General features: G+C 70.0%; 14 protein-coding genes. 8 read left to right on the top strand and 6 right to left on the bottom strand.

The window, feature by feature from the left end:
- Positions 1 to 75: 75 nt before the first annotated feature.
- Complete coding sequence (locus IAI54_RS24860) at positions 76 to 1,077, bottom strand: adenosine kinase (protein ID WP_187969733.1); 1,002 nt, start codon at positions 1,075 to 1,077, stop codon at positions 76 to 78.
- 180 nt (positions 1,078 to 1,257) lie between these two features.
- On the opposite strand from IAI54_RS24860, the gene IAI54_RS24855 reads away from it, so the two are divergent.
- The 7 genes from IAI54_RS24855 to arsK all read left to right on the top strand — a co-directional run bounded on the left by IAI54_RS24855 (position 1,258) and on the right by arsK (position 6,024).
- Positions 1,258 to 1,977, top strand: coding sequence for a sulfate transporter family protein (locus IAI54_RS24855; RefSeq protein WP_187969732.1), 720 nt, complete (start codon positions 1,258 to 1,260; stop codon positions 1,975 to 1,977).
- Positions 1,978 to 2,058: 81 nt separating this feature from the next.
- Positions 2,059 to 2,439, top strand: coding sequence for a hypothetical protein (locus IAI54_RS24850; protein ID WP_187969731.1), 381 nt, complete (start codon positions 2,059 to 2,061; stop codon positions 2,437 to 2,439).
- A 97-nt stretch (positions 2,440 to 2,536) separates the two neighbouring features.
- Entirely contained in the window at positions 2,537 to 2,740 is a 204-nt protein-coding gene (locus tag IAI54_RS24845) for a hypothetical protein (protein ID WP_187969730.1), read from the top strand.
- Between the two features lie 77 nt (positions 2,741 to 2,817).
- A complete protein-coding gene (locus IAI54_RS24840; protein ID WP_187969729.1) occupies positions 2,818 to 3,087 on the top strand; it encodes a hypothetical protein in 270 nt (89 codons plus the stop codon).
- A 166-nt stretch (positions 3,088 to 3,253) separates the two neighbouring features.
- The gene (locus IAI54_RS24835) at positions 3,254 to 4,231 is read left to right on the top strand and encodes a calcium/sodium antiporter (protein WP_235679170.1); all 978 of its coding nucleotides are present in this window, start codon (positions 3,254 to 3,256) and stop codon (positions 4,229 to 4,231) included.
- Positions 4,232 to 4,408: 177 nt separating this feature from the next.
- Positions 4,409 to 4,729, top strand: coding sequence for an ArsR/SmtB family transcription factor (locus tag IAI54_RS24830; RefSeq protein WP_187969727.1), 321 nt, complete (start codon positions 4,409 to 4,411; stop codon positions 4,727 to 4,729).
- Between the two features lie 65 nt (positions 4,730 to 4,794).
- On the top strand, positions 4,795 to 6,024 hold the full coding sequence (gene arsK, locus IAI54_RS24825; RefSeq protein WP_187969726.1) for an arsenite efflux MFS transporter ArsK: 1,230 nt from the start codon (positions 4,795 to 4,797) through the stop codon (positions 6,022 to 6,024).
- A 10-nt stretch (positions 6,025 to 6,034) separates the two neighbouring features.
- Here the strand turns inward: arsK and IAI54_RS24820 are convergent, their stop codons facing one another.
- The 5 genes from IAI54_RS24820 to cysG form a co-directional block, all read right to left on the bottom strand.
- Positions 6,035 to 6,568, bottom strand: a complete 534-nt coding sequence (locus IAI54_RS24820; protein WP_187969725.1) for a DUF934 domain-containing protein — start codon at positions 6,566 to 6,568, stop codon at positions 6,035 to 6,037.
- 78 nt (positions 6,569 to 6,646) lie between these two features.
- Positions 6,647 to 7,399, bottom strand: a complete 753-nt coding sequence (locus IAI54_RS24815; RefSeq protein ID WP_187969724.1) for a phosphoadenylyl-sulfate reductase — start codon at positions 7,397 to 7,399, stop codon at positions 6,647 to 6,649.
- Complete coding sequence (locus tag IAI54_RS24810; protein WP_187969723.1) at positions 7,374 to 9,044, bottom strand: nitrite/sulfite reductase; 1,671 nt, start codon at positions 9,042 to 9,044, stop codon at positions 7,374 to 7,376. Before IAI54_RS24810 ends, IAI54_RS24815 begins: the two co-directional genes overlap by 26 nt.
- A 42-nt stretch (positions 9,045 to 9,086) precedes the next feature.
- Positions 9,087 to 9,395, bottom strand: a complete 309-nt coding sequence (locus IAI54_RS24805; protein ID WP_187969722.1) for a DUF2849 domain-containing protein — start codon at positions 9,393 to 9,395, stop codon at positions 9,087 to 9,089.
- Between the two features lie 13 nt (positions 9,396 to 9,408).
- Positions 9,409 to 10,836 carry a siroheme synthase CysG gene (gene cysG, locus IAI54_RS24800; RefSeq protein ID WP_187969721.1) on the bottom strand — a complete coding sequence of 476 codons (1,428 nt, stop codon included), beginning with the start codon at positions 10,834 to 10,836 and terminating at the stop codon, positions 9,409 to 9,411.
- 317 nt (positions 10,837 to 11,153) lie between these two features.
- On the opposite strand from cysG, the gene IAI54_RS24795 reads away from it, so the two are divergent.
- Positions 11,154 to 11,603, top strand: a complete 450-nt coding sequence (locus IAI54_RS24795) for a baeRF12 domain-containing protein (RefSeq protein ID WP_187969720.1) — start codon at positions 11,154 to 11,156, stop codon at positions 11,601 to 11,603.
- Positions 11,604 to 11,912: the final 309 nt, after the last annotated feature.

Here is an 11,912-nt window from a genome sequence, read left to right as displayed (position 1 = left end):
GAATGGTACTGAGACGTCGTCCGCAGATCAGCCCGCGATGAAGGTGGGGTACGCGGCACTGAAAGCGGCGCCCCCTCACCCCAACCCCACCTGCTCCGCCGCCTCGCGCAAACTCCGCATCGGCCGCGGCCCCACCTGCTGGATGACGATGCCGGCCGCCAGCGAGCCGAGCTTGCCGCAGTCGGCGAGCGAGCGGCCGGTGGTGTAGCCGTGGAGGAAGCCGGCGGCGTAGAGGTCGCCGGCGCCGGTGGTGTCGACGAGCTCGGCGATCTCGATGGCGTCGACCTGCACCGTCTCGTGCCCGCGCACGATCACCGAGCCGCGCTCGGAGCGGGTGATGGCGGCGAGCCGGCAGTCCTTGCGGATCGCCTCGAGGCCGGCCTCGAAGGACGAGGTCTGGTAGAGCGACTTCATCTCGCTCTCGTTGGCGAAGACGATGTCGACCGTGCCCGAGCGCATCAGGTCGAGGAATTCGTCGCGGTAGCGGTCGACGCAGAAGGGGTCGGAGAGCGTCATCGACACCTCGCGCCCGGCGGCGTGCGCCAGTGCGGCCGTACGGCGGATCGCCTGCTTGGCCAGCGGCGGGTCCCAGAGATAGCCCTCGAAATAGGTGACCTTGGCGCCCTGCGCCTTTTCTTCCTCGACGTCGTCCGGCCCCAGTTCCACGCACGCGCCGAGATAGGTGTTCATGGAGCGCTCGCCGTCGGGCGTGACGAAGATCATCGAGCGGGCGGTGGGCGGAAAGCCCGTCAGCGGCTGCGTGTCGAAGGCCACCCCTTGAGCGCGGATGTCGTGGGCGAAGAGGCCGCCGAGCGGGTCGTTCGAGACCTTGCCGAAATAGGCGGCGCGGCCGCCGAAGCTCGCGACGCCCGCCGCGGTGTTGCCGGCGCTGCCGCCGGACGCCTCCACGGCCGGCCCCATGCGGGCATAGAGGAGTTCCGCGCGCTCGGCGTCGATCAGGTTCATCGCACCCTTGATGATGCCGTTGTCGACGAGGAAGGCCTCGTCGCAGCGCGCGATGATGTCGACGATGGCGTTGCCGATGCACAGGACATCGTAGGTCGGATCGGTTGGCACGGGGAGGAGAGCCTTTGTTGCGAGCGGGCGGTGCGACCGGTTTAGCCGATCCGCCCGACTTTGCAACGGCGCGGCGCGCGGCACGGTCGGGCTGGCCGGTGCGGCGGCGCGGCGGCGGCGGCACGCTTGTTTCGCCGCGCGGCCGTGCCTATCTGCGCGCCGACAAGGAAAGACCCAGCGATGATCCTCGACGCCGCCGGCCGCGCCGCCGGCCAGCTCCTCTCCCCCGCCTTCCGAACCGTCTTCTTCAAGACGCTGGGGCTGACGCTGCTCGCGCTGGTGGCGCTGTGGTTCGCCCTGACGCAGGGCTTCGCCTGGCTCGCCCTGCCGGTGCTGGAAGGCTTCGTGCCCGCGATGCCCGACTGGGCCGGGTGGCTCGGGCTGATCGCCGCCATCGTCGCCGGCCTGGCGCTGGCACTGGGGCTGGCGCTGCTCGTCGCGCCGGTTTCGGCGCTGATCGCCGGCCTGTTCCTCGACGACGTCGCCGAACTGGTCGAGAAGAGCGACTATCCTGCCGATCCGCCCGGCCGCGCCATGCCGCCGGTGCAGGCGCTGTGGCTGTCGCTTAAGTTCTTCGCCATCGTCATCCTCGGCAATCTCGTCGCGCTGCTGCTGCTGCTGGTCCCCGGCGTCAACCTCGTCGCCTTCTTCGTCGTCAACGGCTACCTGCTCGGCCGCGAGTTCTTCGAGTTCGCCGCCATGCGCTTCCGCGACGAGGCGGAGGCCAAGGCCCTGCGGCGGCGGCATGCCGGCACCGTGTTCCTCGCCGGCCTCGTGATCGCCGGTTTCCTGGCGATCCCGCTGGTCAACCTTCTGACGCCGCTGTTCGCGGCCGCCATGATGGTGCATCTGCACAAGGCGATCTCGCTGCGCCACGGCGCCGCCGCGCGCATGCGCTGACGGTCATGCCCGACGGTCTGGCGTCCGCGCCGCGGGACTGGTATTGAAGATCGTGGCGGCCTGAGCCGTCGAGAGGCTTCGTTGAACATCCTCAACCGTTTCACGGCACGCTGGCTGGTCGGGCTCCTGGTGGTCCTGACGGTGCTGTCGCACGTCTCGGATGCCGGCCGCGTCGCGCGGTCCGGTTTCGACCTCGGACACCCTGTCCTGTCGTCGGGAGACCTGCAGCAGCCGGCGCTGGCGTCGGAAGCGCCGCAGGGCGAGATCCGCTTCGCCGCCGGCGACCGCCAGCCGCATGTCGGCGGCAAGCCGGCCGGCGATGCCATCCTTCCGTCCGCGCGGCTGCCCCTGCCGCAGGGCGCGGTGCTGGCCGCCGCAGCCCGCGAGGTACCCGCCTCCGTCCGCAGCGCCACCTTCGCGCCGGGCCAGCGCGCGCCGCCGACCCTTTCCCGGAACGTCTGATCCCCGCCAGCCGCGGACGCTCGCGCGCCGTGCCGGAAATTCCGACGCGCGCGATCGCCGGCCGGCCATCCGGAATCCCCCATCCTGGAGAACTCCCATGGAACTGGTCATGGGTCTCGTGCTTCTCGCCGTCTGCTTCGCGCTGGTCCGCTATGCACGGCCGAACGCCGCCGGCATCGTCCGTGCGCCTTTCGACAACGAGTTTGCGGCGACGGCGGCCATCATGGTCGTCACGGTGCTCGGCTCCTTCGGCATCCTGCTGATGATCTTCGAAGTGACCGGCATCCGCTTCGGCGGCTGACGCCCCCATCCGCCATCCCCCTCTTCCCCGCCCCGGTGCCAGGCACCGTTCGGGCGCATTCTTCTATGGAAAGACATATGAAACAGATAGATCAAACCCTCTCCGCCCCGTCCCGGCGTATCGTCACGCCCGCCACGCTGCTCGGCATGGCGGCGGTGTCGACGCTGATCGCCAGCCAGTTCGTCACCGTCGGGGGCGTCTTCGTCTATTCGCTGATCGTGCTCCTGCACCTGTCGCAGACCGTCGCCACCGTGCTCTACGGCATCTTCGGCATCGCCGCCCTCTGGGGCATCGCGGTCATCCTGCGCCTCGCCTACGAGGCGGAGACCGATCCCGCGAACAACTGAACCGGCTGCGGCCGGTCCGTCGCGCGCCGCGGCGCGGCGGGACGGCCGCGGAGCCATCGGCCGGATCTGCCGTGCGCCGGCCGTCACTGGCAATCGTCGCCTGCTCGCCTATATGAGGCCTCGGCATTCGCCGTCCCTCCTCCATCGAGCCACCGGAGCCGATCGCTTGACAACCTTCCTCCTGCTGCTCGGCGGCCTCGTCCTGCTCGTCCTCGGCGGCGAACTGCTCGTTCGCGGGTCGGTCAACGTCGCCAGCCGCCTCGGCGTGTCGCCGCTGGTGATCGGCCTCACGCTGGTCGGCTTCGGCACCTCGACGCCCGAACTCGTGACCTCGGTACAGGCGGCGCTGGCCGGCGCGCCGGGCATCGCCTACGGCAACATCGTCGGCTCCAACATCGCCAACATCCTGCTGATTCTCGGCGTCGCGACGATCATCCTGCCGATCGCCGTCGAATCGAGCACGCTGAAGCGTGACGGCGTGGTGATGATCGGCGTCACGCTGGCTTTCGCCGCCATGGCAGCCACCATGCCGGCCGGCCGTCTGGTCGGGGCGGTCTTCGTGGCCGCACTGTGCCTCTACATCTACGTCGCCTTCCGGCAGGAAAGCCGGGCCGGCGCCGAGCATGGCGCGGTCTATGACAAGAGCCTCGCCGCGCAGGAGGCCGATGCCGGCCTGGTGCCTGCCGCCCGGTCGAAGGGCTCGCTGCTCTGGCCGCTGCTGATGGCGCTGGCCGGTCTCGGCATCGTCGTCTACGGCGGCAACCTTCTCGTCACCGGCGCGGTCGGCCTCGCCCGCTCCTTCGGCATCTCGGAGACGGTGATCGGCCTCACCATCGTGGCGGTCGGAACCTCGATGCCGGAACTGGTCACCTCGGTCATGGCCGCGCTGCGCAGGCAGACCGACGTCGCCTTCGGCAACATCGTCGGCTCCAACATCTACAACATCCTCGGCATCGGCGGCGCCACCGCGCTGATGTCGCCCACCACGGTGCCGCAGGAGATCGTCTCCTTCGACAATCTCGTGATGATCGGCGTGTCGCTGCTGGTGCTCGTCTTCGCCTGGACCGGCCGCCGGATCAGCCGCTGGGAAGGCGCCGTCCTGCTCACGGGCTACGGCGTCTACGTCTGGTCGATCTGGCCGTAGGCGGGCGGCGGTCGGGAGTTGGGCAGCCGAGGCTGAGGATCGTGGGTGTGATCGCCCTCCTGGACGATCGCACTCCATGGCGCCCGCAGGTGCGACCCTGAAAGCCTCGCAAATTCTGTTTCCATATTTCCCGAAATACCGTTTGACCTCCGCGCGGGCCCGGCCTAAGCCGTGCCCATGACGATCGAAACCGTCGCCCGCCAGTTGGAGGCGCTCGGCAGTCCGATGCGGCTCAGGATCTACCGGATCCTGGTGCGCGCCGGTGCCGAGGGGCTTGCCGTGGGGCGCATCCAGGAGAAGCTCGACATTCCTGCCTCGACCCTGTCGCACCATTGCCGACGTCTGGTGGAGACCGGACTCGTCAGCCAGGAGCGGCAGGGCACGACGCTGATCTGTCGCGCGGTCTATGCCGAGATGGAGGCGCTGATCGGGTTCCTCTCCGAAGAGTGCTGCGCCGACGGCTCGTTTCCGCCGGGCGAAGCGTCGCCGCCCGGCTAGGCTCGCGTCGCCCGCCGGCCTCAGCCTTCCCGCCCGCCGATCCTTGCCCCCACCCGGACCCGCCGATGCCGCATTCCGATTCCAAGGCGCCTCCCGCCGTCATCTGGGGGCTGGGGCTGACGCAGGTGGTGGGATACGGCACGCTGTTCTATTCCTTCCCCATCCTCGCGCCGGCCATCGCCGCGGAATTTGCGGTGCCGGAACACCTCGCTTTCGCGGCGCTGTCGGCGGCGCTGTTCTTCGGCAGCCTGTTTGCCCCGCTGGCGGGGCGGCTGGCCGACAGGCACGGCGCCGGCCGCGTCATGTCGGCGGGCTCGGCGATTGCCGCACTCGCGCTCGTCGCCTGCGCGCTGGCGCCGGGACGGGCAAGCTTCGTCATCGCGCTTCTGGCGATGGAATTCGCGGCCTGCTTCGTCCTCTATTCGACCGCCTTCGTGGCGATCGTCCAGACCGGCACGGTCGGGGCGCAGCGGTCGATCACGCTGCTCACGCTGATCGCGGGCTTCGCCTCGACGCTGTTCTGGCCGCTGACCTCGGCACTGCATGCGACGCTGACCTGGCGCGAGGTCTATCTCGTCTTCGCCGGCATGAACCTGATGCTCTGCCTGCCCGTGCATGGCTGGATCGCGCGGCTCGCGAAGCGCCGCGCGCTCGCTGCGCCGGCGGCCGTCGCGGCCACGGTCGCGGCTGCCGACGGCATCGGCCTTGCGCCCATCCGGCTGCGCGCCGTGTTCCTGCTGATGCTCGCCGGTTTCGCCTTCGCCGGCTTCGTGCAGGCGGCCATCCTGCTGCACATGGTGCCGCTGCTCACCGGCATGGGCCTCGGCACCGCGGGCGTTCTGGTCTCGACCTTCTTCGGGCCGGCGCAGGTGGCCAGCCGGCTGATCAACATGGTCTTCGGCGGGAGGCTGAGGCAGTCCTGGCTCGCCATCCTCGCAGGCCTGTTCCTGACGTCCGGCGTCGTGCTGCTTGCGCTCGTCGCCCCCAGCGTGCCGGGCATCGCGGCGGCCGTCATCCTCTTCGGCCTCGGCTCGGGCCTGTTCTCGATCGTCGGCGGCACGCTGCCGCTCGAGGTGTTCGGGCGGGCGGCCTACGGCGCGCATGTCGGCTGGATGAGCGCGGCGCGGCAGGTCTCGACGGCGATCGCCCCCTTCGCCTTCGCGCTGGTCATGGCGCGCGCCTCGTCGATGACCGCGCTGGCGATGGTGGCTGTGGTGGGCGCGGCAGCCGTCGCGGGCTATTGCGCGGTCGCACTGATGGCGCGCGGTTCGCGTCCCGCCGCGCCGCCGGCCTGACGCGGGTCTCTCACTCCGCCGGCTTGCGACGCCAGGAGTACTTGCCCTCGGCCTCCCCGCCCTTCGCCGCCGGCTGGTAGTAGAGCGGCAGCCCGCCGGCGCGGCCTTCCTCCAGCCGCTTCAGCGCGACCGGATGGGACACTTCCAGCTCGTCGAAGCCGGTGCGGATCATATGCGGAATCTGGTCGGGCAGCACCTGGCCGCAGGCGCGCACGGCGCCCGTATAGCCGTGGCGGCTGCGCAGCAGCTCGGCCTTGGAGAAGCTGCGGCCGTCGTTGAAGGCCGGGAAGGACAGCGCCACCAGCGGCAGGCCGGGCAACGCCTCGACGATGGCGTCGAGCGGCTCGCCCGGCGCCAGAAGCACGCCGATGCGGTCACGGTTGGCGGCCTTCGTGTCCGCATCCAGCGCCTGCCAGACGGGCAGCGGCAGGATGACGGCGGCGTTGCCCTCCAGCGCCTCGGCGCTCTCGGCATGGGTCCAGGTATCCTCGCGGAAACCGTCCGGGGTCCAGAGCCGTGGTGCGTCGGGGGTGGATTGGGTCATGATCGCCTGTCGAATGGTCGCGGAAAACCGTCGGCCGCGGCGGTCCTGCCGCCGCGGCCGACGGGCGCAGTGTCTATATCAGAGCGAGGAGGCCGTGAGCGAGTCGTCGAGGCCCGAAAGATGGATGCCGCACTCGGTCTTCGCCTGGCCCGCCCAGCGGCCGGCGCGCGGGTCGTCGCCCTCCTTCACCGGCTGCGTGCAGGGGAAGCAGCCGATCGACAGATAGCCGTAGGCCACGAGCGGGTTCTCGCGCAGCTGATGCTCGCGCATGTAGGCGGCGAGATCGGCGGTCGTCCATTTGGCAAGGGGGTTGATGCGGATGCGCTCGCCCACCGCCTCGAACACCGGCAGGCCGGCCCGCGTCGCCGCCTGGTGGCGCTTGCGGCCGGTGAACCAGGCCTCGAAGGGCGCCACGGCGCGCGCCATCGGCTCGACCTTGCGCACGTCGCAGCAGCCGTCCGTGTCGCGCTGGTGCAGCGTCCCGTCCGGATCGCGGACCGCCAGGAGTTCCGGGCGCGGCGCGACGATACGCAGGTCGCGCAGGCCGAAATCGGCGACCAGCGCGTCGCGATATTGCAGCGTCTCGCCGAAATGCTTGCCCGTCTCCAGGAAGAGCACCGGCAGCGCCGGATCGATGCGCGCGATCATGTGCAGAAGCACGGCCGAATCCGCCCCGAAGGACGAGACCGCCGCGATCGCACCCGGCCGGAACCGCCCGATCGACAGCGCGATCAGGTCACGCGCGTCGAGATCGCCGAAACGCTCCTCCAGCGCGGCGGCTTCCGCCTCCGCGTCGTGCGCCGCCTCAAGCGGCCTTAGCTTCGCCAGCATAGAGCGCCTCCTTGAAGGGTGCCGCGCCCAGCCTGCGATAGGCGTCGATGAAACGCTCCGAGGCGTCGAGGCGCAGTGCCAGGTAGGTGTCGACGATCGTCTCGATCGCGTCGGTCAGTTCCTCCGGCGGAAAACCGCGACCAACGATCTCGCCGATCGAGGTGTTCTCGTCGCCCGAGCCGCCGAGCGTGATCTGGTAGAGCTCGGCGCCCTTCTTCTCGACGCCGAGGATGCCGATATGGCCGACGTGGTGGTGGCCGCAGGCATTGATGCAGCCGGAGATCTTGAGCTTCAGCTCGCCGATCTCGCGCTGCCGCTCCAGCGAGGCGAAGCGGCGCGAGATGTCCTGCGCCACCGGGATGGAGCGGGCATTGGCGAGCGCGCAGTAGTCGAGGCCCGGGCAGGCGATGATGTCGCTGATCAGGTTCGAGTTCGCCGTGGCCAGCCCGATCTCCACCAGCCGGTCGTAGACCGCCTTCAGGTCGGCGCGCGCGACATGCGGCAGGATCAGGTTCTGCTCGTGGCTGACGCGGATCTCGTCGAAGGCGTAGCGCTCGGCGAGATCGGCGACGGCATCCATCTGCGCATCGGTCGCGTCGCCGGGCACCTCGCCGATCCCCTTGAGCGAGATCGTCACCGCGGCGTAGTCGGGGTGACGGTGCGTGGTCACGTTCTGGCCGAGCCAGTCGGCGAAGCCGCGCGAGTCGAGCCGCGCCTGCGTGACCGACGCGTCGCCCTCCGGCCGCGCGACCAGCGCGGGCGGGGCGAAATAGGCCTGGATGGCAGCGATGTCGGCCTCGGGCAGCGTCAGCGCGCCATCCTTCAGATGCGCGAACTCCGCCTCCACCTGGCGCGTCAGCTCCTCGGTGCCGGTCTCGTGGACGAGGATCTTGATGCGCGCCTTGTACTTGTTGTCGCGCCGGCCGTTGAGATTGTAGACGCGCAGGATCGCCGTGCAGTAGGCGAGGAGATCGGCCTCCGGCAGGAAGTCGCGGATCTTCTTGGCGATCATCGGCGTGCGCCCCTGGCCGCCGCCGACGTAGACGGCAAAGCCCAGGGCGCCCGAGGCATCCTTCTTCAGATGCAGGCCGATGTCGTGCACCTGGATCGCGGCGCGGTCGCGCTCCGCCCCCGTCACGGCGATCTTGAACTTGCGCGGGAGGTAGGAGAACTCGGGATGCACCGAGGACCACTGCCGCAGGATCTCGGCATAGGGCCGCGGATCGGCGACCTCGTCGGCGGCAGCGCCCGCGAAATGGTCGGCCGTCACGTTGCGGATGCAGTTGCCGCTCGTCTGGATGGCGTGCATCTCGACGCTCGCCAGGTCATCCAGGATCGCCGGAATGTCGGCCAGCGCCGGCCAGTTGTACTGGATGTTCTGGCGCGTGGTGAAATGGCCGTAGCCCTTGTCGTAGGTGCGGGCGATGTGGGCGAGCATCCGCATCTGGCGGCCGCTCAGCGTGCCGTAGGGGATCGCCACCCGCAGCATGTACGCATGCAGCTGCAGATAGACGCCGTTCATCAGCCGCAGCGGCTTGAACTGGTCCTCGGTAATCTCGCCGGCCAGCCGGCGCTCCACCTGATCGCGCAGCTCGGCCACGCGGGCCTGCACGAAGGTGTGGTCGAATTCGTCGTAGCGGTACATTCTCGTCTTCCCTGCTCGTACGGCGTGTCTTGCTGTGCCGGTTCAGGCGGCCGGCGCGAAATCGGGCCGCGCCTGCTTGCCGTGGTGGCGGTGGTTCGTCGGCCCAGCGGCGCGGATACGCTCGCGCAGGCGCGTCGGCACGATGCGGTCGCCCGCGAGCTCGACGTCGATCAGGTCGACGTCGACGACGAGGTTGGCGGCCAGCGCCGCCTTGCCGATCGCCTGCAGCATCTCCTCGCCGGCCTTGTCGCGGGCGATGCGGGCGCCGTCGATCAGCTCGATCCAGGCCTCGCCCGTCCCGTACCAGACCACTTCGCCGTCGATCAGCCGGTTGGCGGTAAGCACTTTCATGATATGGCCCTCCTCAGGCCGCGACCGGCAGCCGCGCATGCACGGCGAGCGGGGTGGACAAGGCGAAATTGGCGCCGGCGACGGCGTCGCCGATGATGGTCATCACCGGACCGTCGAGCTCGCTGCGGTCTTCCAGCGCCGGCAGGTCGGCCAGCGTGCCGTGGAACAGGCGTCGCGCCACGAGGCTTGCATTCTCCACCACGGCGACGCCGGTATCGGGCGACAGGCCCGCCTCGATCAGACGTCCCGCCACCTGCGCGGCGATGGTGCGGCCCATGTAGACGGCGACGGTCGCGCCCGAAACGGCGAGCCGCGCCCAGTCGGGCAGCGCGCCGCCCTTCAGGTCGTGGCCGGTGGTGAAGACCATCGACGAGGCGACGCCGCGCAGCGTCAGCGGCAGCTCGAAATCGGCGGCGGCGGCGAAGGCGGCGGTCACGCCCGGGACGATCTCGTAGGAAATGCCGGCCTCGCGCAGCGCCGCGATCTCCTCGCCGGCGCGGCCGTAGACCAGCGGATCGCCCGACTTCAGCCGCACCACGCGCTTGCCCTCGCGGGCGAGCTCGACGATCAGGCCGTTGATCTCTTCCTGCTTCTTCGAATGGCAGCCCTTGCGCTTGCCGACGGAGATCCGCTCGGCGTCGCGGCGGCCCATGGCGACGACCGCCTCGGGCACCAGCGCGTCGAACAGGATCACGTCGGCCTGCATCAGGAGCCGCTGCGCGCGGATGGTGATCAGGTCCTCCGCGCCCGGCCCAGCGCCGACGAGAGCCACATGGCCGCGCGCCTCGGTGCGGCGCTGCATCAGTTCGGCCGCCGCCTCGCGCGCCTCCTCGATGTGGCCGATCTCCATGGCTCGCGCCGGCGCGCCCTCGAAGAAGTCGCTCCAGAAGGCGCGGCGGGCATTGCCGCGCGGAACCAGCCGCTCGACCGTGTCGCGCAGGCTGGCAGCGAGGCTGGCCAGGGGCCCGAGTGCGGGCGACAGCATACGGTCGACCCTGGCGCGGATCATCTGGGCGAGCACGGGCCCGGCACCCTCCGTGCCGATCGCGACGGCGACCGGCGCGCGGTTGACCAGCGCGGGCGTGAAGAAGTCGCAGAGATGCGGGCGGTCGACGGCGTTGGCCGGAATGCCGCGCGCCTTGGCGTCGGCGACGACGCGACCGTCGAGCGCCTCCTCCCCGGTGGCGGCGAAGACGAGGCAGGCGCCGTCGATCAGATCCGGCCGGTAGGCCTGCTCGACCAGCTCCATGCCCGCCTCGCGGGCATAGGCGGCGAGTTCGGCCTCCGGCTCGTCGGCGACGATGCGGATCTCGGCCGAGGACTGGCCGATCAGGCGCGCCTTGGCCAGCGCCTCGTCGCCAGAGCCGACGATCACGACGGTCCGCTTCTCCACCTTCATGAAGACCGGGAAAGCGTTCAGTTTTGCAGTTGCGGCAGCCATGGGCGCACGTCTCCACCTTTGGGCTGCATTGTCGGTCCGTTGCTCGGCGATCTGAAGGCACACCGTCCTGCCGGGTCGGGGTGGCCGCAACGGGTTTTCCGCGGCGTCGGCGCAGGACGGAAAACCATTCCGATCGCCGTCGGACCGCCCGCCCGCGTGGTCCGCCACGCGGCGCCTGGCGCCGCCGTCCGCTCCGGAACGGCCGGCCACGCGGGACGTTCTCCCACCGATGACGGCCGCGGGCCGGCCTTGATCCCGATCAAGGCGATCGGCGCCGCCCGGGCGTGTCATCCAGTGGAACAGGATTGGAGTTCGAAATGTCCGCCATCAAGCTCGAACACGACATGTGGGTTCTCGTCGCCGACGGCGAGAAGGCGCTCTTCCTTCGCAACGAAGGCGACGCGCAATATCCGAACCTGCAGGTGATGCGCGAGGACCATCACGACAACCCGCCGACGCGCGAGCAGGGCACCGATCGGCCGGGCCGTCTCCACGACGCTTCCGACAACCACCGCAGCGCGGTCGCCGACACGGACTGGCACCGGATCGAGAAGGACCGCTTCGCCGACGAGATCGCCGCGCAGCTCTACAAGATGGCGCACAAGGGCACCTTCAAGAAGCTCGTCCTGGTGGCGCAGCCCCAGGTGCTCGGCGAGATGCGCAAGAAGCTGCACAAGGAGGTGGCCGACAAGGTCACCGGCGAGGTGGCGAAGACGCTGACCAACCACAGCGTCTCGGAGATCGAGAAGGTGCTGGCAGGAAGCTAGGACCTGCGGCCGGCGCGGCAGGACGGTCCGAGAGGATCACTCCGCCGCGTCGGGCACCCGGGCAGGACGCGGGGCGTCGCGCCAGGCGCCTGCACACGACCCCGCGCCTCTGAGACCGAACGACTTTGAACGTGCGAATCTGCTGATGGCGTAAGCGGGAAAGAGGCGATCGCGCGCGTTGAGTGTTGGAAGAACCCCCACCCCTCCCCTCAAGGGGGAGGGGGCCGCCGACGTCTCACGTCCCCCTCCCCCTTGAGGGGAGGGGTAAGGGGTGGGGGTCCCCGCACCGACCTTGCGAAGGCGACCTCG

Source organism: Aquibium microcysteis (genome assembly GCF_014495845.1).
GTDB lineage: Bacteria > Pseudomonadota > Alphaproteobacteria > Rhizobiales > Rhizobiaceae > Aquibium > Aquibium microcysteis.
The sequence above is the reverse complement of the archived record's forward strand: the minus strand, read 5'-3'. Positions and strand labels throughout refer to the sequence as shown.